The 19,725-nt window shown below is 70.5% G+C and carries 17 protein-coding genes; 5 read left to right on the top strand and 12 right to left on the bottom strand.

The window, feature by feature from the left end; genetic code table 11:
* Positions 1–9 precede the first annotated feature (9 nt).
* On the bottom strand, positions 10–339 hold the full coding sequence (locus ACI2K4_RS10660; protein WP_404510209.1) for a CU044_2847 family protein: 330 nt from the start codon (positions 337–339) through the stop codon (positions 10–12).
* A 274-nt stretch (positions 340–613) separates the two neighbouring features.
* Here ACI2K4_RS10660 and ACI2K4_RS10655 point away from each other — a divergent pair, with 274 nt between their 5' ends.
* Both ACI2K4_RS10655 and ACI2K4_RS10650 read left to right on the top strand, forming a co-directional pair.
* Positions 614–1,390 (top strand): hypothetical protein, encoded by a 777-nt coding sequence (locus ACI2K4_RS10655; protein WP_404510208.1) that lies wholly within the window; start codon positions 614–616, stop codon positions 1,388–1,390.
* Complete coding sequence (locus ACI2K4_RS10650) at positions 1,390–4,728, top strand: helicase HerA domain-containing protein (protein WP_404510207.1); 3,339 nt, start codon at positions 1,390–1,392, stop codon at positions 4,726–4,728. Before ACI2K4_RS10655 ends, ACI2K4_RS10650 begins: the two co-directional genes overlap by 1 nt.
* Before the next feature lie 137 nt (positions 4,729–4,865).
* On the opposite strand, the gene ACI2K4_RS10645 is transcribed toward ACI2K4_RS10650, so the two are convergent.
* The gene (locus ACI2K4_RS10645; RefSeq protein WP_404510321.1) at positions 4,866–5,921 is read right to left on the bottom strand and encodes an App1 family protein; all 1,056 of its coding nucleotides are present in this window, start codon (positions 5,919–5,921) and stop codon (positions 4,866–4,868) included.
* A gap of 157 nt (positions 5,922–6,078) precedes the next feature.
* On the opposite strand from ACI2K4_RS10645, the gene ACI2K4_RS10640 reads away from it, so the two are divergent.
* Positions 6,079–7,767, top strand: a complete 1,689-nt coding sequence (locus tag ACI2K4_RS10640; RefSeq protein WP_404510206.1) for a hypothetical protein — start codon at positions 6,079–6,081, stop codon at positions 7,765–7,767.
* 29 nt (positions 7,768–7,796) lie between these two features.
* Here ACI2K4_RS10640 and ACI2K4_RS10635 read toward each other — a convergent pair whose 3' ends face one another.
* From ACI2K4_RS10635 to ACI2K4_RS10615, 5 genes are all read right to left on the bottom strand, one after another.
* On the bottom strand, positions 7,797–8,429 hold the full coding sequence (locus ACI2K4_RS10635; protein ID WP_404510205.1) for a pyridoxamine 5'-phosphate oxidase family protein: 633 nt from the start codon (positions 8,427–8,429) through the stop codon (positions 7,797–7,799).
* Between the two features lie 73 nt (positions 8,430–8,502).
* The gene (locus tag ACI2K4_RS10630; RefSeq protein ID WP_404510204.1) at positions 8,503–10,050 is read right to left on the bottom strand and encodes an aldehyde dehydrogenase (NADP(+)); all 1,548 of its coding nucleotides are present in this window, start codon (positions 10,048–10,050) and stop codon (positions 8,503–8,505) included.
* A gap of 149 nt (positions 10,051–10,199) precedes the next feature.
* Positions 10,200–10,796 (bottom strand): TlpA family protein disulfide reductase, encoded by a 597-nt coding sequence (locus ACI2K4_RS10625; RefSeq protein ID WP_404510203.1) that lies wholly within the window; start codon positions 10,794–10,796, stop codon positions 10,200–10,202.
* Positions 10,793–11,254: a hypothetical protein gene (locus tag ACI2K4_RS10620; protein ID WP_404510202.1), complete on the bottom strand. Its 462-nt coding sequence runs from the start codon at positions 11,252–11,254 to the stop codon at positions 10,793–10,795. Before ACI2K4_RS10620 ends, ACI2K4_RS10625 begins: the two co-directional genes overlap by 4 nt.
* Before the next feature lie 128 nt (positions 11,255–11,382).
* Positions 11,383–13,350 (bottom strand): M6 family metalloprotease domain-containing protein, encoded by a 1,968-nt coding sequence (locus ACI2K4_RS10615; protein WP_404510201.1) that lies wholly within the window; start codon positions 13,348–13,350, stop codon positions 11,383–11,385.
* A 290-nt stretch (positions 13,351–13,640) separates the two neighbouring features.
* Here ACI2K4_RS10615 and ACI2K4_RS10610 point away from each other — a divergent pair, with 290 nt between their 5' ends.
* Both ACI2K4_RS10610 and ACI2K4_RS10605 read left to right on the top strand, forming a co-directional pair.
* Positions 13,641–14,153, top strand: coding sequence for a DegT/DnrJ/EryC1/StrS family aminotransferase (locus ACI2K4_RS10610; RefSeq protein ID WP_404510200.1), 513 nt, complete (start codon positions 13,641–13,643; stop codon positions 14,151–14,153).
* A 1-nt stretch (position 14,154) separates the two neighbouring features.
* Positions 14,155–14,631 carry an NUDIX hydrolase gene (locus ACI2K4_RS10605; protein WP_404510199.1) on the top strand — a complete coding sequence of 159 codons (477 nt, stop codon included), beginning with the start codon at positions 14,155–14,157 and terminating at the stop codon, positions 14,629–14,631.
* Positions 14,632–14,763: 132 nt separating this feature from the next.
* Here the strand turns inward: ACI2K4_RS10605 and ACI2K4_RS10600 are convergent, their stop codons facing one another.
* The 5 genes from ACI2K4_RS10600 to ACI2K4_RS10580 are packed head-to-tail and all read right to left on the bottom strand — an operon-like array spanning position 14,764 to position 19,632.
* Positions 14,764–15,768, bottom strand: coding sequence for a proline racemase family protein (locus ACI2K4_RS10600; protein WP_404510198.1), 1,005 nt, complete (start codon positions 15,766–15,768; stop codon positions 14,764–14,766).
* Positions 15,761–16,666 (bottom strand): dihydrodipicolinate synthase family protein, encoded by a 906-nt coding sequence (locus ACI2K4_RS10595; protein WP_404510197.1) that lies wholly within the window; start codon positions 16,664–16,666, stop codon positions 15,761–15,763. Before ACI2K4_RS10595 ends, ACI2K4_RS10600 begins: the two co-directional genes overlap by 8 nt.
* Positions 16,663–18,087 carry an FAD-dependent oxidoreductase gene (locus tag ACI2K4_RS10590; protein ID WP_404510196.1) on the bottom strand — a complete coding sequence of 475 codons (1,425 nt, stop codon included), beginning with the start codon at positions 18,085–18,087 and terminating at the stop codon, positions 16,663–16,665. Before ACI2K4_RS10590 ends, ACI2K4_RS10595 begins: the two co-directional genes overlap by 4 nt.
* The gene (locus tag ACI2K4_RS10585; RefSeq protein ID WP_404510195.1) at positions 18,084–18,461 is read right to left on the bottom strand and encodes a (2Fe-2S)-binding protein; all 378 of its coding nucleotides are present in this window, start codon (positions 18,459–18,461) and stop codon (positions 18,084–18,086) included. The genes ACI2K4_RS10590 and ACI2K4_RS10585 overlap by 4 nt, the downstream gene beginning before the upstream one ends.
* Entirely contained in the window at positions 18,448–19,632 is a 1,185-nt protein-coding gene (locus ACI2K4_RS10580) for an NAD(P)/FAD-dependent oxidoreductase (protein WP_404510194.1), read from the bottom strand. The genes ACI2K4_RS10585 and ACI2K4_RS10580 overlap by 14 nt, the downstream gene beginning before the upstream one ends.
* Positions 19,633–19,725: the final 93 nt, after the last annotated feature.

The raw sequence follows: 19,725 nt of genomic DNA, 5'->3' as shown, positions 1-19,725 counted from the left end.
CTCCGTTCGTCAGAGCCGCAGCCCGGCGCCGCTATCCGCGGACCCACCCGGATGCCAGCGGAGAGTGACTTCGAAATTTCCTTCGGTGGTGGCCTTGGCGACCACCCAACTTGCCGTTCCGGTCGCCTTGATCCCGAACTTCACCTCGACGTCATCCGGAGACACGGCCTTCACTTGCTCCAGCAACTCCTTCGCGGCGGCGATCGCTGGCGCGGCCGATTCCCGCACCCGACCGGCGACATCGCCGACGCCAGCGGGCCGGAAACCGGCGAGCGGTTCGACCTCGACCAGCACGACCGTATCGTCATCGACCTGGTAGCGAATCACCTCAGACTGCACCAGGCACCTCCGTGACTGTTTCCCGGAAAAGATAAACGAGAGGTTTCGGCGCACCGGGATTGTCGACCGACCTCTCGTCGACTAGCCATGCTGCCTCCTACCGCCGATATTTGGCAACGGTCGGAAACATGACCAGGCACCCCCGTCCCGAACAGGTGTTTCAGTAGCATCATCTAGGCTGCGTTTTTGAAGATCCGTTCGGTTGGCCCTGTCGGTTATTTGCGGCCACGTACTTGACCTTGCGCTTGGCGGGCGTCGTCGGCAGAATCGGCCCGTGCGCGGGCCCACCCCGTTGCCAGACCTGGATCACCGGACCCCCGAGTTTCCGATCATCACCGTGAACGTGGTGACGCTCGCGCCACAGAGGAGCATCCATATGCCAGAAAAGGAACTTTCGCTCGTTGACCGGTGCATTCTCATCACGCTCATGATCAAGGCAACCCCGCTGCCACAGACGTACTTCACCAATATCGCCGGGATCGGCCTGAAAGCTGACCATCGCCGCAGGCTGCTCTCCCTCGATCTGATCGAGGTCACCGAGAAACCGATTACCCTCACGCTGACCGACGAAGGGTGGCGTCGGGCAGCAGAGGAACTGGGAGCGGAGACACCGAAGGGCGCAGGCAGCCTCGGCGGGACGCTCTACGTGGCACTGGACTTCCTGCGTCGGCTGAGCGATCACTCGGGCACCCGTACCGACGATCTGTTCCGGTTGCAGGTCGACAGGGGTGACGTCATCTCGGCGCCTGCCGTCGCGTCAGCAACGGTCCTCAGCACGGCAGTCGGCCAGAATGCCGATGCGGCCACCCTGGTCCGCCGGGCGTACCAGGGGTTGGCCGCCAAGCCCGGTGACTACGTCATGCTCTCCGACCTGCGTTCCGCACTCGACGACCTGTCCCGCGCGGTTGTTGACGCCGCCCTGATCCGACTCAACCGCGAGCGGGACGTTCACCTGGTTCCGGAGTCCAACCAGAAGGTACTCAGGCCGGAGGAGCGGGCCGCCGCAGTGAGCATTGGCAACCAGGACAAGCACCTCATCGCCATCTCGTGATGATGACCGACGAGGAGCGGCGAGCGCTGGCCGCGCTGCGATTCAACTGGGCTCCGACTCCGGACGACGTCTGGAAACCGACACCGTTCCACGTCGAAGGTCTACACCGCGACATTGTCAGGACGGTGCTGGACAGCGTCGTGGAGGCGGACCGCAGCGCCGACTCGAGTCCCGTGGGTGTCGCCATCCTCGGTCAACGTGGCACCGGCAAGACACATCTCCTCGGCGCGGTACGTCAAGAGGTACAGCTACGCGGCGGCTTCTTCTTCCTGGTCAGTCTGCTCGAGGCAAGCGCGTTCTGGCGCAGCACCGCGTTGTCCATCCTGGCAGGCTTCGCCAGGCCGATGCCGGACGGGACGACGCAACTGCGTGCGTTCCTGCGTCGCCTGGCCGACTCCGTCGACGCCCAACGGGCGATACGCCGGGCGGTCACCGGGGACACCGAACTCAGCCGACCCGCGCTCGACGCCTTCGTCGACCTGATTCGTAAGGCGAACCGTCAGATCGGCACCGAATGTCAGGACACCGTACGGGCGCTGGTGCTCTACGCCGCCGAATCCTCCGCCTTGCAGGACATCGGTTACGACTTCCTCTGCTCCAGTGATGAGGAGGAGCCGGGCATGCGGGCAGCGTGGGGCGTACGGCGCAACAAGCGGGCACCCCAGGAGGTGGTGCGCGACACCTCCCGGTTGCTGGCCATGGTCGGCCCGACGGTCATCGCGGTCGATCAGATCGACCTGATGGTTGCCCAGTCGGTCAAGTCGACCAACCATGATGTCAGGGGTGAGACCGACTGGCAGACGTCGTTGCTGTTGGAGCAGATCGCCAGCGGCCTGATGTCGTTGCGGGAGACCACCAGACGATCGCTCTCCATCGTCTCCTGCCTGCCGCAAACCTGGCAGGACGTCAAGGAGCAGGCCACCGACACGGTGCAGGACCGGTTCCGGGAGGCAGTCCGGCTCAAGGACATCCCCTCGGTCGAGGTGGGGTGGGAGCTGGTCGAGAAGCGGTTCGCGATGGTCTTCGACGAGCTCAATTTCCGACCCGCGTACCCAACCTGGCCAATCCATCCCTCCGCGTTCGACGAAGTCGCCGGTTTCACGCCCCGCGAGCTGCTACGCCGGATCGACGCCCACGTCCGAGCCTGTTTGGCGGCCGACGAGGTACAGGAGCTCACCCACCTGCTGTACTCCTCCGGCGACGAAGCAGACATCGACACCGGGCCGACCCCGGCGGCCCCGACGCCGCCGTCGAAGAATCACGTGGACGAGTTCGGCAAAATCGACACCCGGTACGCGGAGTTGATCAGCGCAGCCGATCCCGAACCCGCGACACTCCAACAGTCGGAGGACGCCCGGGTCCCCGTACTACTCCAGGCCGGGCTGACCGCGTGGATAGCCGAGCAGGGCGATGCCGCTGACGAATTCAGCCTCGACTCGCTCTCTGTCGGCGGGAAACCGGCCCTGCACGCCCGGTTACGACACAGCCTCGACGAGGAGAGCGAGGACGAGGAGCACTGGTCGTTCCGGGCGATTGCCGCACCGCACCACATCGCCGCGCTCAATCGGATCCGTAACGCCGTCACCACCGCCGGGCTCACTGAGGGGATCGCCAAGCGGAGGCTTTTCCTGCTGCGCGCAACCCCATGGTCGGCAGGCGCCCGTACCCGTGAGGTGCTGGATGCATTCGAGCGAGCGGGCGGGCGCACGATCTCCTTCCCCGCCGCGGACATCAGCCGTCTGGTGGCTCTGGAGCAGCTCATCCAGAACTATGGGCTGGAGACCCTGCGGCCGTGGTTCGCCGACCGGCGACCGGCGTCGGACATCACCTGCCTGAGGGAGGCGTTGAGCAGCCGGCACGGTGGATCGGCGGTGCGACCGCAACCACCGGTTGCGCCGTCGGACCCAGGTCCGCGACCAGCGCTGGAGCCGGCGCCACCACCAACAGCCGAGCCCACGCTACTTCCGTCGGCCCGGGCGGTCGGGCGGGCGTCGGTCCCGGGGCCGTCGCAACCCGCCGGCCCCGCGTCCCGGTCGGCGGAGCCGCCGCCCGGATCGCCGAACTCGACCCCCGGTGCCCGGTCGGCCGCCGGGACCGAGCCTTGGTACGTGGCGCTCGGCACGGTCGCCGGGCGACCTGAGCCGGTGGGGATCGACCTCGAATCGCTGCGCCGCCACACGGTCATCTTCGCCGGATCCGGCTCCGGCAAGACCGTCCTGATCCGCCGGCTGGTGGAGGAGTGCGCCCTACGTGGCGTCTCGTCCATCGTCCTGGACCCGAACAACGACTTGGCGAGGCTTGGCGATGCCTGGCCGTCACCGCCGGATGGGTGGGGGCCGGACGATGCGGACCGCGCAGCGGCATACCTGTCGGGAACGGACGTCGTGATCTGGACACCAGGACGGCAGGGTGGTCGGCCGCTGGCCTTTCAGCCGCTGCCCAGGTTTGCTGACGTACTTGACGACCCGGACGGGTTCACCGCGGCGGTGAACGCCGCCGTCGCAACGCTTGCCCCACACGCTCGGGTGGACAGCGGCACGGACAAGGCACGGCTCGGCCGGGCTGTGCTACGCGAGGCATTGATCAGCTACGCCCGGACCGGCGCCTACGATCTGCGCGAGTTCGTCGACGTACTCAATGACTTACCGGACGGGGTGAGTCAGCTTGACGGCGCCCCGAAGTTGGCCGCGAGCATGGCGCAGCTGCTCAAGGCCGCGCTGATCAACGACCCCCTCTTCGGCGGCGCCGGCACGCCCGTCGATCCTGGTGAGCTACTCACCCCGCGGCCAGGCCGACGTGCCCGGGTATCGGTGATCAGTTTCGTCGGGTTGCCCGACGATCAGCGGCAGAGCTTTGTCAACCAGCTACAACTCGCCCTGTTCACCTGGATAAAGCGTCACCCCGCCGGTGACCGGGCACTTGGCGGACTGTTCGTGATGGACGAGGCCCAGACCCTGGCCCCCTCCGGCGCTGTCACCGCCTGCACTCAAAGCACGCTGGCGCTGACCTCGCAGGCCCGCAAGTACGGGCTGGGCTTGGTCTTCGCCACCCAGGCGCCCAAGGCGCTGCACAACCAGATTCCCGGAAACGCGGCCACCCAATTCTTCGGCCTGCTGACCGCGCCTGTGCAGATCGAGGCGGCCAGGGATGTGGCCAGGGCCAAGGGAACCGATATTCCCGACGTCGGCAAGATGCGGACGGGGCAGTTCTACGCCGGGGTTGAAGGGGCCCGGTTCGTCAAGATGCAGGCGCCGATGTGCTTGAGCCATCATCCACGAAGCCCGCTGACGACCGAGGAGGTCGTCCACCGCGCGGCCGACCCGCTGCCTGGGGGGTAGCCGGGTCGGTTCGCTGCCCACACCCCTTCAGCCCCTCAGCGGGCCGGCAGGAAGCCGCCCTCAGTGGCGGGCGTGGCCGGCCCGTCCGGGAAGCTCCACCTCCGGTCAGGGCTTCCCCTCGGTGGTCCCGGCGTGGGTCAGGGAGCGCTCTTGGTGAGTTCGGTGTCGCGGAGCAGGCGCCAGAGGCCGGCGCCGTCGGGGGCGTACAGCCAGGGCTGCCCGGCCAGGCCGGAGGCGCGCGGGTCGCCGTTGTGGTGACCGGGCAGGCCACCGGCGAGCACCGACTGGGTCGGCGAGAGCCGGCGGATCGCCACCGCCGCCACGTTCTCCGGGTGGGCGCCGGCGAACTCCGCGTAGATCTCCTGGTCGTGCTGGCCGTCGTCGCCGACCAGCAGCCAGCGGACCTTGGGGAAGTCGCGGGCGAGCTGGGCCAGGGTGGCCCGCTTGTGCTCCCGGCCGCTGCGGAACCACCGGTCGACCGTCGGTCCCCACTGGGTGAGCAGCAGTGGACCGGCCGGGTAGAGGTGCCGGGAGAGGAACCGGGTCAGCGTCGGGGCGACGTTCCAGGCGCCGGTGGAGAGGTAGAAGACCGGTGCCCCGGGGTGTGCGGTGACCAGGCGCTCGTAGAGCACGGCCATGCCGGGCACGGCCATCCGGGCGTGCTCGTCGAGGACGAAGGTGTTCCAGGCGGCGAGCAGCGGCCGGGGCAGGGCGGTGACCATGACCGTGTCATCGATGTCGGAGAGGATGCCGAACCGGGCCTCGGGATCGACCACACGTACGGGCGCCTCCACCGGTTCCGCTCCGGGGCTGGTCAGTCGGGCGGTGCCCCAACCGGGTGGCAGGTCGGCCTTGATCACGGCGTCGACAAAGCCGCTCCGGTCCGTACGCGCCTCGTGCCGGCCGCCGCCCGCCTCGATCAGCACCGGGGCGTCCTTGACCGGAAGGGTGACGAAGCTGCGCCAGCCGCGTACCTTCTCGGCCCGGCGGGGCTCGCGCGGATCGACCCGGGTGAGCAAGATTCGTCCCATTACCCGGGCCCAGCCTGGACCACCGTAGCCGGCGTACGCGACGATGGTGGGCGGCCACCCCCGCTGCCGGAGCCGGCGGGCGAGCAGCTCGTGTACCGCGTCCTCGACCCGGGCGGCCCGGTGTGGGCGGCGGGCTACCTCAGGCGTACGGGCTGGTACCAGCGACACCCCTGACACCCTGCCATAGACGGCCCCCGCCGGCCACGGGAGTGCCCGCCCCCGATGATCAAAATTCGTGGACCGCTGACCGCTTTGCCAAGATGAACCACTTTCGCCTCTTTCGTCGTGCGACACTGCCTGCGGGACGACGACGGGGGCGTTGGTCGTGTCAGTGGCAGCGCAGCAGACCGCACGGCGGCGTCGACGGCTCGACCCGCCGGGCCTGGTGGCCCTCGTGCTCGGACTGCTCGGGCTCGGCTACCGGCTCGTCCTGGTGCTGCTCACGGTGCCCGGCTCGAACAGCGACGAGGCGACCTTCGGGCTCGCGGCGGCCCACATCGCCACCGGCCGGGAATGGCCGATCTTCCTCTACGGCCAGCACTACATGGGAGTCGTCGAATCGTACCTGGCGGCACCGCTCTTCGCCGCGTTCGAGCCGAGCTGGGTGCTGCTCCGGGTGCCCCTGCTCCTGCTCTACGCGGCCTTTGTCTACCTGATGTACCGGCTCACCCGTCGCCTCTACTCGGCCTGGCTGGCCACCCTGGTCGTCGGGCTGCTCGCGCTCGGCTCCGAACGGGTGATCCGGGACCAACTCACCGCCGTCGGCGGGCGTCCCGAGGTCAAACCGGCGGTGGCCCTGCTGCTGCTCCTCGCGCTGGCGCTCGGCGAGCACCGACACGGCCGCCACCGGTGGCTCACCTTCGGCCTCTTCGGCCTGCTCACCGGGCTCTGCGTCTGGGACGACTGGCTGATCCTGCCGTACCTGGCGGTCGCCGTGATCGTGCTCCTGGTCGGATCCGCCCGGGACCTGCTCGGTTGGGCCGGACTGCTGCTGGTCGGGGGTTTTGTCGTCGGCGTACTGCCACTGGTCGTGGACAATCTGACCGCCCCGCCGGGGCAGGACTCGCTCTCCGTACTGTCCCAGGTGAGCGCGGGCGAGGGCGGCGACACCTCGGCCGTGGACCAGTTGCACGGCAGCGTTCTGGTCGGCGTACCGCTGGCGACCGGGATCTGTCTGCCGACCGCCTGCACGGGGTGGCAGATGGCCTGGGGAGCCCTCTACCCGCTGCTGCTGGTGGCGGGCGCGGTGCTCGCCGTACGGTGTCTGCTCCGCCCGCCCCCGCTCGCCGCCGGTTCGACCACCGCCGGGCCGTCGCCGGTCACTCGTCGACTGCGGTACGTCACCCAGCTCGCCCTGCTCGTCGGTGCCGCCCTCACCCTGGCCGGGTACGCGCGCAGCTCGCTCGCGGCCACCGCTCCCCTGGCCAGCGCGCGTTACCTGTCCATCCTGCAACTCTCCCTACCAGCCGTCCTCTGGCCCCTCTGGCTCACCGCCCGCTGGGCGTTAAGGAAGGGCCCCTTGTTATCGGATTCCGTTGTACTGGGGGCCCTTCCTAACGCTCGGAGGGTGGGCGGGGCGCTGGCCGGGGCGGTGCTGGTGGCGCTGGCCGGGACGATGCTCTACACCACGGTCGCGCTGATCGACGAGGTGCCCACCATCCGGGCCGAGGAGCGTCGCTCGCGGGAGTTGGTCACGGTGCTACGCCAGGCCGGCATCAGCCGGGTGTACGGCGACTACTGGACCTGCAACCGGCTGATTTTCAGCAGCCGGGAGCAGGTGCTCTGTGCCGTACTCGGGGACCGTCTGCACCCCGGGCAGAATCGTTATCCCGCCTATGTTCGGCAGGTGGAGGCGGCCGAGCGGCCGGCGTTCGTGTTCACCGTGCACGAACCGGCTGACCGGTTGATCCGGGACCTTCTCCGCGAGCGCGGCGTCGACACCCGCGTCGTCGAGTTCGGCGAATACCGGATCTACCAGCCCTCGGTGACCGTACGCCCACCGGCCTGAACCGGCGGCCCGAAGGGCACGGGTACGCCTCAGCCGTAGAGCTTGTCGGCGTACGTCGGGCCGTAGTAGCGCTCCAGATCGGCGAGGGCTTCCTCCGGCTGTTCGAGCGTCTTGGCGATCTGGGCCCGGGACGGTACGGCCTCCGGCTGCCAGCTCTCGGGTCGCCACAGGTCGGACCGGAGGAACGCCTTGGAGCAGTGGTAGAAGACCTCCTCGATCTCCACCAGCAGGGCCAGGGTCGGCACCCGGCCCTTGACCGCCAGCCGGGGGAAGAACGGGGCGTCGCGGACCAGCCGGGCCCGGCCGTTGATCCGCAGGGTGTCACCCCGGCCGGGGATCAGGTAGACCAGGCCCACGTGCGGGTTGTCGAGCACGTTGTGGAAACCGTCGGCGCGTCGGTTGCCCAGCCGGTCCGGGATCACGATCGTGCGGTCGTCGAGGACCAGGGTGAAACCGGCCGGGTCGCCCTTGGGCGAGACGTCGCAGGTGCCGTCCGCATCGGCGGTCCCCATCAGCAGGAACGGCGACGCGGCCAGCCACTGCCGGTCGAGCTCGTGCAGGTGGGTACGGGTCTTCTCGGCCACCCGGCGCAGCGGCTCACCGAGCAGTTCCACCAACTCGTCGTGCGTGGTCACCTCGACCAGCCCGTGATCCTCCGTCATGGCCCCTCCCCCGTGTGGCCGGTCCGGACGTCCCGCCGGCCCCTACACCACCCTACTCAGCCACGCAACACCGTCAGCCGGCCACGAGCCCGTCCCGGCCGAGCGCGCCGTCGTAACGCCGGACGATCCCCAGTGGATTTCCGTCGCGCAGCGCCGGGGGGAGCAGATGTTGTGGCAGCCCCTGGTACGCGACCGGCCGGAGGAAGCGGCGGGCGGCCGTCTGTCCGACCGAGGTGTGCAGGGAACCGGTCGTCGCCGGCCAGGGACCGCCGTGCTGCATCGCCCAGGTGACCGCCACCCCGGTCGGCCAACCGTTCCAGATCACCCGTCCGGCACCGGCGGCGGCGAGGGTGACCAGGCGTCGGGCGAGTTCGTCGTCGGCCGGCAGTTCGGCGTGCACGGTCGCGGTCAGGCTGCCCGGCAGCACCGCCAGCGCGGCGAGCAGCTCGGTCTCGTCGGCGTACTCCACCAGCAGCGCCGCCGGGCCGAAGCATTCCGCCAGCAACTCCTGCGGCCGGGCCAACAAATCGGGTACGGCAACCGCCAGCAGCCGGGCCGGCACCCGGTAGCCCGGCTGTGGCGGCTGACCGGTGGGGGTGAGTGACCGCACGCCCGGTACGGCGGCCAGCGCGTCGGAGATCTCGGTGTAGCCGTCCCGGATCCGTGCGTTGAGCAGCGGCCCGACCGGGGTGGCCCGGAGCGCGTCGAGCAACGCCGGGGTCAGGCCGTGTTCCCTGGGCACGAAGAGGAGCCCGGGTTTGGTGCAGAACTGACCGGCGCCCATGGTGAGCGAGGCGACAAAGCCGGCGGCGATCTCGGCTCCCCGGGCGGCGATCGCGGCCGGGGTCACCACGGTCGGGTTCAGCGAGCCCAGCTCGCCGTAGAACGGGATCGGGTCGGGCCGACCGTTGGCCAAATCCAGCAGGGCCCGTCCACCGGCCTCCGATCCGGTGAAGCCGACCGCCCTGATCGCCGGGTGAGTGACGAGCGCCCGCCCTGCCTCGGTGCCGTGCACGACGGCGAACGAGCCGTCGGGGGCTCCGGCGGCGGTGAGCGCCGCGCTCACGATCTCGCCGGTCCGTACGGAAAGTCGCGGGTGACCGGGGTGGGCCTTGACCACCACCGGGCAGCCGGCGGCAAGCGCGCTGGCCGTGTCGCCCCCGGCGACCGAGAACGCGAACGGGAAGTTGCTGGCCGCGAAGACCGCCACCGGGCCGATCGGCACCAGCATCCGGCGCAGGTCCGGCCGGGGAGCCGGCAGCGCGGCCGGATCGGCCGGGTCGACCACGGCCTCCAGCAGCGATCCCTCCTCGACCGCGTCGGCGAAGAACTCCAGTTGGACCCGGGTCCGGGTCAGCTCACCGCCGAGCCGGGCCGGTCCGAGCCCGGACTCGGCGTCGGCGAGTGCGACCAGTTCGTCCCGGGACCGGTCGAGCGCGTCGGCGATCCCGCGCAGCAGCCCGGCCCGCTCGGACAGGGAGAGCGCGGCCAGTTCGGCCGCGGCCGTGGCGGCGGCCCACCCGATCCGGTCCACCCGCTCGCCCGGGGTGTGTGCCACCGCCGGGCCGACCGGCTCACCGGTCTGCGGATCCATACCCTGGTCGAAACCGGTCGACTCCACCGCGATCCCTCTCCCTGCTCCTGCGTGCTATTGATTTGCCCGGCGCGCAACGTGCCGGGTCAGCCGGCGACAACCAGCGACGTCCCGGGTCAGCCGGCGACAACCATTGGCGTGCCGGGTCAGCCGGCGACAACCATTGGTGTGCCGGGTCATTCGGCGATGACCAGCTCGCGCAGCCTGGCGTCGAGCGTCGGCGCGTCGATCCCGCCCGGCCAGCCGCGTAGCAGGGCGCCGCCCTTGGCCACGATGGCGACGGCGGGTGGTTCCCGGACCGCGTACGACTGCCAGATGGTCTGGTCCCGGTCGAAGACCACCGGGAACTCGACCCGGTGCCCGCGCAGGTACGTCTCCAACTCGGCGGGCTCGTCCTCGCTGGCCACGCCGACGAAGACCACCCGGTCCCGGTAGCTGCGGGCCAGTTCGCTGAGCGCGTCCTGGCGTTGGGCGCAGGTGGTGCACCAGGAGCTGAAGAAGAGCAGCACCACCGGACGGTCGGCCCAGATACTGGCGGCGGTCAGCGGGGTGCCGTCGGTGAGCGTACCGGTGAAGGCGGGTGCGCCCGGCGACCCGGACGGCGCCGGTCGCAGCGCGAGTCCGGCGGGCACCGGGCCGGGCAGGTTGGCGGCGCCACCGGCGGCGGGGGCGGATGTCGAACCGGCGTCCGGTTCGTCGGCCGGGCCGGAACAGGCACCGAGCGCCAGGGTCGCCGCGAGCAGCGACACGACGAGACGGAGACGTCCCCTCACGACGGAACCACGGCGACCAGCGCCGGTCCCTCGTCGTTGTTGGCGGTGAGGTCGATCGGGCTGCGATCGTCGACCACCAGCCGGTAGCGGTCCCGCTCGGGCACCGAGACCGGGATCGCGAACTCGCAGTAGGTGGGGATACGCGCCACTTCGAGGTCCTCCTGGAAGGTGCGGACCGAGGTGCCCGGCGGCAGCTTGCCGTCGGCCAGTGTCTCGCCGTCGCCGTCGAGGATCCGGTACGGCGCCCGGTTGTGGATGAACAGGTAGGGCCCGGTGCCGGCGCAGTCGACACCCTCCTCGCGGATGTTGATGTCACGCACCAGGACCCGCACGGTCAGCTCCGAGGTCGCCTCGGGCTCGTCCGTGCAACCGGTGAGCGTCAGCCCGGCCAGGAGGGAGCCGAGCAGCAACGGCGCCAGCGCCGCCGGCCGGGCGTACCCGTTGGTCGGTCGCCGCATCGCCACTCCTCGTGGTTCGGCCCCGGCGGGCGGGGGTTGCCCGGACGGGAGATCGTCGGGTCGGGATCGGCGGCCCGACCCGACGACCTGTCCGGTGGTCAGTTCCGGTGATCAGTCTTGACGATCGGTCAGGACTTCTCGACCCGGCACTGCTTGGTGACGGTCTTGCTCGGGTCGCTGACCGACGTCGCGGTGAGCTTCACGAATCCGGTCGCGGCGGCGTCGCTGGCGGCACCGACCGAGACCTTGACCTTGGTGGACTTGCCGAACTGGGCGGTAGCGAGTGCGTTCGGCAGATCCGACCGCCACCCCTTACCGGCGACCTCGGTGGAGAGCCGGTAGACATCGGACTTGAGGTACGCCGTGACGTCCTCCGGGTGCTGCTGACCACCGGCCGAGTAGGTCCCGGTGTTGGTCAGGTCGAACGAGCAGGTCACGCCCTTCCTGGTAGGCGTGCTGCCACCGGTCACCTCGCCCTTGCCGAGCGCGACGCCACGGGCGCTGGGCCCGCCGTTGCCGTCGAGCGACTGCACGGCGACCGTGTACGACAGGATGCCCTGCGCGTCGCGCTTCACGTCGAGAACGTAGAAGCGCAGGCGGTTCGGTGCGTCGACGTACTCATACTCACTGCCGGAGTTGGTGCCGGCGTGGAACAGCGCGTCCGAGAGCTGCCGGTAGTCACCCATGGTGATCTTTTGCGGGGTGCCGTTCGGCTGGTAGAAGTCGATCATGTCGATGTCCTGCGGGTTGGCGTCCACGACCCACTGGAACGGCGCGCTGTCCGCGTTCTTGGTCTTGCTGACCAGCACGCCGCTGTCCGGGGTGAACGAGTCCGCGCCCATCCGGTCGACGACCTCGACCGTGTAGTTGTTGAAGTTGCCACCGTCGCAGAGCGGGTCGGTGGTGGTGTTGCAGGTCGGCTGGAGGTCCTTGTTCAGCGCGATGTTGATGCCGGTCACGCCCTTCGGGCCGGCGTCGACCGCACGGGCCTTGATCTCGGCGACCACCAGGCCGGACGAGGCGAGCGCCTCACGCGAGAGCCGTACCACGTGCTCCTCGCCGAGCAGACCGATCTTCAGCTTGTCCCGCACGGTGTGCAGGGAGCCCATCGAACCGCCGTTGACCGGCGGGATCTGCCAGCGGGTGTGCGGACCGCCCGGGCCGTTGAACGACCCACGCGACATCATGCTCCAGATGCCGGTGTACGCGCGACGCAACGGGGTGCCGTACGGGTTGTTGTAGTTGTCCCCGATGCTGAGCAGGTGGGTCAGCTCGTGGGCGTACACGCCCATGCCCGAGCTCTCCGCCTGGGTGGAGGAGCCGCCACCGGCGTTCGGCCAGATGGTCGCGGCCGACTTCCAGGAGGTCCACTCGACGTACCGGGTACGCGCGTAGTTCGGCATCGCCGGGTCCGGCGGGCCCCACGCGTCCGGCACGTCCTCCTTGTTCTGGAACATCATCTGGCCGAATTCCTGCCAGGTCGACGACTCGTCCTGACCCGCGCCGAGGATGAAGACCAGCTCGAACGAGTTCGCGACCTCGTCACCGACGGCCGCGCGCCAGGCGCCCAGACCATCGGTACGGATGTTCCGGTTGCAGGTCTCGCCACCGGGGCACATGCCCGGGTTCATATCGTTGGTGATGCCGTACTGGTAGGACTTCGCCGGCATCTCGTACGGGCCGAACCCGGTCAGGTCGACGCCGTACCGGCCGTTGGAGTCCTGCATCCAGTACTCGTGCAGGGTGTGGCCCTTGTTCAGGTCGTTCGGCTTGTTGAGGAAATCCTGGTAGAACTGCGGCACCTGGGCGCGCGGGATGTTCTGCGCGGTCGCCTGGGGGTTGCCGAAGACCGTCGAGCGCGCCCGCTGGGTCACCACAAACGGCTGGTCGACGTAGTCGAGCGTGACCAGGGCGATCTTGAAGTTCCGGACCGAGCCGCGCACGGTCGGGTCGGCCCAGTCCTTGTTCGGGACCGGCTTGTAGTCGTCCCAGGTCATCGTGTCCGGGTTCTGCCAGTGCTGGGGGTCGAGCACCTGGAACGGGCCGGTCCCACCCTGGGAGTTGGCGGGGGCGGCCGAGACCGGGCCGGTCGACACCGAGACAACCAGCGCCGACGCGACCGCGGCGACCAGTATGGACCGCCGTGCCGTTCGTCTTGTGAACTGAAGGTGCATCTAGTGGCCCTTCGTCGCGGGGATTCGACGCGGGAGGCGCCGAGGTGGCCGGGGCGCCCCCGAGGGGTCCGCGCCGCGCACCGAATGTAGAAGCCCCGCCACTTCCCGGTCACCGTGCAGATGTCGGCAGGTCAACCAGCGGCTTCCGACACCTGAAGGAGCATGGATGCCTCCGCATCCCCATCGACACGACATTATGTTCGACTACGTCGATGTCTCGATCATGGCAATCGGCGTACCGCTATGAAGATCACCACCAGGCCGCCGTTCTGGAGCTTCGGTTCGCCGTCCGGACCGCGATAGCCCGCGTCGCGGCAGACCAGGTCATCGCAGAAGCCGCCGCCCGTCGCCGCACGGACATGTGGGGGGTACGACGAAGCGTGGCGACGCCGAACTCGGCACTGTCATCGGGTGACCGCCAGCCCGGCCTTCGCGCTGACACTGCTCGCCTTGTTCGCCCGCCGACCACGTACGCGACGGGCTCGACCTGCCCAGCAGTGATCGCGGCGGAACTCGCCGCCTCCGGCCTTCCCCCGGACTCGGTCCGGTACGGCTACCGTCCCCTCCACAGGCAGCCGCTTTTCCGCGCATATGCTACGGACTGCCCGAATGCCGAAGTGCTCGCGGCGACGACCCTGCAACTTCCGTGCCACCCCGGCACGGCGTCGGAGACGATCGAGTGGGTGGCTCGGCGGACGGCCGCTATCGCACGAAGGGAAACCTGACATGACCGTTCGACACAACACCGCATCCGCCATCGTCCTCGACGGCAGAGATCGGGTGCTCCTCGTCCATCACCGGAAGTCCGGGCTGTGGCTGTACCCGGGTGGGCACGTCGACCCGAACGAGGACCCGGCGGAGGCGGCCGTCCGGGAGGCTCGGGAGGAGACCGGCGTTGAAGTCGAACTCGTCGGCAAGCCCTCGTTCGAGCATCCGGCGGTACGGAGCATCGTTGCTCCGTTCGCGATCATCGAGATGGACGTCGCAGACTCGCGGGACGGAAAGCACCGGCACATCGACTTCGTCTATGTGTGTCGCGCTCGGACTGCGGCACTGACTGCTCAGGTGGAAGAGGTGGCCGGCGCGGAGTGGGTGGCCATCGGCTCGGTCGCCGACCTGAACGTGCCCCAGGAGTTGCCGACGCTTGTCGTGGCCGGCGCCCGGTGGGCGGAACGCTTCGGAGCCCTGACCCACACCGTCTAGGCAACCAGACACCACGGGGCGGAAGGTCCGGCGCCCACTCACCCCACAAGCGCAAGGAAGGGCCCCTTATTAACGCTATGCGTTAATAAGGGGCCCTTCCTTGCACTTCAGCTTGCGCTTCAGCAGCGCGGTTCAGATGAGGAAGCCTTCGGGGAAGGGGTCCTCGGGGTCGAGCAGGTACTGGGCGGTGGCGGTGATCCAGGCTCGGCCGGTGACGGTGGGGAGGACGGCGGGCAGGTCGCCGACGGTGGTGGTACCGACCAGGCGGCCGGTGAAGCGGGTGCCGACCGGGGACTCGTTGACGAAGTCGGTGTCCAGGGCGAGTTGACCACGGGCGTACCGCTGGGCCATCCGGGCGGAGGTGCCCGTACCGCACGGGGAGCGGTCCACCCAACCGGGGTGGATCACCACCGCGTTGCGCGCGTCGGCGCCGTCCCGGCCGGGCTGGACGATCTGTACGTGTCGGCAGTCGTCGATCCCCGGGTTGGTCGGGTGCACCGGCGGCGCCTGCTCGCCGATCGCCGCCATGATTTTCAGGCCCTGCCGGATCAGCTCCGGTACGGTCGCCGGCTCGACCGCCAGGCCGAGCGACTCGGCCTCCACGATGGCGTAGAAGTTACCGCCGTACGCCATGTCGTAACGTACGTCGCCGATGTCGCCGCCCACCTTGACCACCTGGTCGGTGGCGAGCACGAACGACGGCACGTTCTGGACGGTGACCCCGGTGGCGCGGCCGTCGCGTACCGCCACGTCGACGGTGACCAGCCCGGCCGGGGTGTCCAGCCGAACCGTGGTCACCGGCTCCACCACCGGCACCATGCCGGTTTCGACCAGCACCGTGGCCACCCCGATGGTGCCGTGACCGCACATCGGCAGCAGGCCGGAGACCTCGATGAACAGGACCCCGAAGTCGGCGTCCGGCCGGGTCGGCGGTTGCAGGATCGCACCCGACATCGCCGAGTGGCCGCGCGGCTCGAACATCAGCAGCCGGCGCAGACCGTCCCGGTCCCGCTCGAACAGGCGCTTGCGCTCGAACATGGTCTCGCCCGGCAGCACCCCGACGCCGCCGGTGATGACCCGGGTCGGCATCCCCTCGGTGTGCGAGTCGACCGCGTGCAGGACCATCCGGCTACGCATCGGGGCCACCGGGGACGACCGCGAGCGCGCGGGCCATGTCCTTGCGGACCTGGGCCTCGACCTCGGCCGAGAGGGGACCGCGCGGCGGGCGGCACGGGCCGCCGTACCGGCCGGCGAGTTCCATCCCGAGCTTGATCGCCTGTACGAACACCGGCCGGCTGTCCCAACCGAAGATCGGGTGCAGGGCGGAGTACAGCGGCAACGCGGCGGCGAGGTCCTGGGCCCGGGAGAGTTCGTAGAGCTGGACCGAGAGCTTCGGCAGCGCGTTCGGGAAGCCGGCGATCCAGCCCTTGGCCCCGCAGACCACCAGTTCCAGCAGTACGTCGTCGGCGCCGGCCAGCACGTCGAGGTGCGGGCTCAGGTCGAGGATCCGGTGCAGTCGGCGTACGTCGCCGCTGAACTCCTTCACCGCCACCACACCGTCGGTCTCGGCGATCGTGGCGAGCAGTTCCGGGGTGAGGTCCACCTTGGTGTCGAACGGGTTGTTGTACGCCACCACCGGCAGCCCGGCCGCGGCCACCTCGCGGAAGTGGGCCACCACCTCGCTGTCCCGGGCCGCGTACGTGTTCGGCGGCAGCGCCAGTACGGCGTGCGCGCCGACCTTCGCGGCGTGCTCGGCCCAGCGGCGGGACTGGCGGCTGCCGTACCCTCCGACGCCCGGGACCACGGCGAACCCGGCGGGCGCCGCCTCGACCGTCGCCCGGACCACGTCGGCGCGCTCGTCGTCGCTGAGGTTCTGGTACTCCCCCAGCGACCCGCACGGGGTGACCCCGTGGCACCCCTCGTCGGCGAGCCAGCGCACGTGTTCCTGCAACCGGTCGAAATCGATGGAGAGGTCGTCGCGGAACGGCGTGGGGATGGCGACCACGACGCCCTGCCACGGCTTGAGAGTTGTCACGGGGTTGTTCCTTCCTCGGCGACGGTGCGCAGCGGCACCGGCATGGCTAGTTGACGGTTCGCGAAGGTGGCCAGCGGCTGTGGCCGCCCGCTCACCTGTCCCAGCAGGCAGGCCGCGGCCCGCCCGCACATCCGGCCCTGGCAGCGGCCCATGCCGATCCGGGTGACCAGCTTGAGTGCGCGCACGTCGTCGATGCCGTACGCGGCGACGTCGTCCCGGACCCGGCCGACGGTCACCTCCTCGCACCGACAGAGCACGGTTTCCGGCCGCAGCCACCCGGTCCAGCCGTCGGGCACCGGGTGGACCCGGTGCAGGGCGGCGGCGAAGCGGCGCTGGCGGGCGATCCGGCGCCGCAGTCCGACGGCGGCGACCTGGTACGCGGCGGCGTCGAGGCGGCCGATCCGGTGCGCCGCGGCGAGTCCGGCCAGGGTGCCCTCGTTGCGGGCGAGGTCGGCGCCACCGATTCCGGTCGCCTCACCGGCGACAAAGACCCCGGGCACGGTGCTGGCCTGGGCGTCGTCGACGTCGACCACGAGACTGCCGTCGGCCGGGTCGGTCCGGGTGGCGCAGCCGAGCGCGACGGCCAGTTCGACCGACGGGGTGAACCCGTGGCCGACACAGACCGCGTCCACCTCCAGCGTTCTGGTCTCCCTGCCCGCACGCCAGTCCCGGTCCACCCGGCGTACGGTGGCGCGCAGCCGGTCGCCGTACGGCTCGACCGAGGTGACGGCCTGCCCGGACCAGATCGGGATCCGGCGGCGGCGCAGCGAGCCCAGGTAGCGAAACGCTTCGCCGAGCTTGCCGGGACTGCTGGCGATCGCACCCGGGTGTCCCGCCCAGCGGCGCAGCCGGGACGCCTCGACCACCCCGGCCACCTCCGCCCCGGCGGCGGCGAGCCCGTCCGCGACGGTGAGCAGGAACGGACCGGTCCCGGCCACCACCACCCGTCGGCCGACCAGCACGCCCTGTCCCTTGGCCAGCGCCTGGGCGGCACCGGCGGTGACCACGCCGGGCAGGTCCCAACCGGGGAAGGGGACCACCCGGTCGTGACCGCCGGGGGCGAGCACGAGTGCGGCCGTACGGAGCGTGACCGGCCCCGCCGGCCCCGCCAGCCGCAGCGTCAGTACGCTCTCCGCCTCCGGGCCGCCTTCCTGCGGAGACGGTTCGACGGTGGCCTGCCAGACCTGGTGCCCGAGCAGGAACGTGATCCGGGGGTGGTTACGGCTACGGTCGAGCAGGCGTTGCGCGGCCGCGCCGTGGCGTACCGGTGGCAGCCCCTCGACCGCCGGCTGGCGCAGGTACTGGCCGCCGGGGAGCGCGCCGAGGTCGACCACGGTCACCTCGGCCCCGGCGTCGGCGGCGGCGATCGCCGCCGCCAGCCCGGCCGGTCCGGCACCGACCACCACGGTCCGCCCGGTCATGCCCGTTCCCCCGTCCGGAACGGTCCCGCGTCGGGCGAGACGACGCCGCCCGACAACCGATCCGCGTCGGGCTCGACGACATCGCCCGGCGACCGCTCGGCGTCGGTTTCGATGACGTCGTCCGGGGCGACCGGGCGCAGGCAGGCGCGGACGCCCGGCTCGCCGTTGCAGACGACGAGGCAGTCGAAGCACATCCCGATGCCGCAGAACACCCCGCGCGGGCGCCCGCCGATCCGGGTCCGCCTGGTCGCCCGCTGGCCGGCGGCGAGCAGCACCGCGGCGATGGTCTGTCCGGGGCGGGCGGTGAGCCGGGCACCGTCCACTGTGATCACGAACCCGGCGGCGGCCGGCGGCGACTGGTCAAGCGGCTGCACCGAGGTCCACCTCCTCTTCGGTGTCGAAACGGGCCGGATCGAACGGCGTCAGGTCCAGCTCCGGCGGCTCCCCGAGCACCACCTGGGCGACCAACTCCCCGGTCGCCGGGGCCAACCCGATCCCGGCCCCCTCGTGGCCGTGCGCGTGGACCAGGCCGGGGACCCGCGGGTCGGCGCCGATCACCGGCAGGTGGTCCGGCGAGAACGGCCGGAAGCCGTGGTACACCCGCATCGCCCGGATCCGGGCCAGCGCCGGGAAGAGCGAGATCGCGCCGTACGCGAGCCGGCGTACCGCCTCCGGGTTCGGTGTCGGGTCGAAGCCGACCAGCTCACGGGTGGCGCCGATCAGGATGGTGCCGCTCGGCGTCCCCTCGACCACGGCCGAGGACTGGAGGTCGGAGTCGCCGCTGGCCACGTTGTCGAGATAGTCGGCGGCGTAGACCTTGTGCCGCACCAACGGTGGGACCGGTTCGGTGACCAGCACAAACCCGCGCCGGGGAGTGACCGGGACCGGTGCGGCGGCGAGCCCGGCGAGCCGACCGGCCCAGGCACCCGCGGCGTTGACCACGTAGCCGGCGTCGACCACCCCGTCCGGCGTACCGACGCCGGTTATCCGGCCGGCGGCGTCCCGGCGCACGGAGGTGACCTCGGTACGCAGCCGTACGCTCGCCCCGTGACCGCGTGCCGCGGCGAGCAGGACGGCGGCGGCCCGAGCAGGCATGAGCTGCATGTCCTGCGGGTAGTACACGCCACCGGCCAGGCCGGCGGTGAGCGCCGGTTCGAGCCGGGCCAACCCGTCCGGGTCGACCGCCTCGACGGTGGCCCCGACGGCCGCCTGACCGGCGGCGTACTCGTTCAACGCGACAAGACCGGCGGCCGAACGGGTCACCATCAACCCGCCCTTGGGCTCCAGCTCGAAGTCGCCGTACCGGGCCGGCAGTTCGGCGCCGAACTGCCGCCAGAGCCGGTTGCTGTAGAGCGCCAGGTCCAACTCGGGGCCGGGTGCCTTGTCCGACACCAGCAGGTTGCCCTCGCCGGACCCGGTGGCACCGCTGGCCAACCCACCGCGTTCGAGTACGGCCACCGAGAGGCCCCGGCGGGCGCAGGCGTACGCGCACGCGGCGCCGACGATCCCCGCACCTACCACCACCACGTCGTACCTGTCCGGCATGTCGCCTCCTCCCCCGTTCTTCGGGCAACCGTAGGTACGCCGGTTACTGCGAGTCTTCGGACAGTTGCCGGAACAGCGCCGGGCGTGGCAGTC

It is taken from the genome of Micromonospora sp. NPDC050397 (assembly GCF_044901685.1).
Lineage (GTDB): Bacteria > Actinomycetota > Actinomycetes > Mycobacteriales > Micromonosporaceae > Micromonospora_G.
This window is presented reverse-complemented; position numbering and strand designations above follow the sequence as displayed.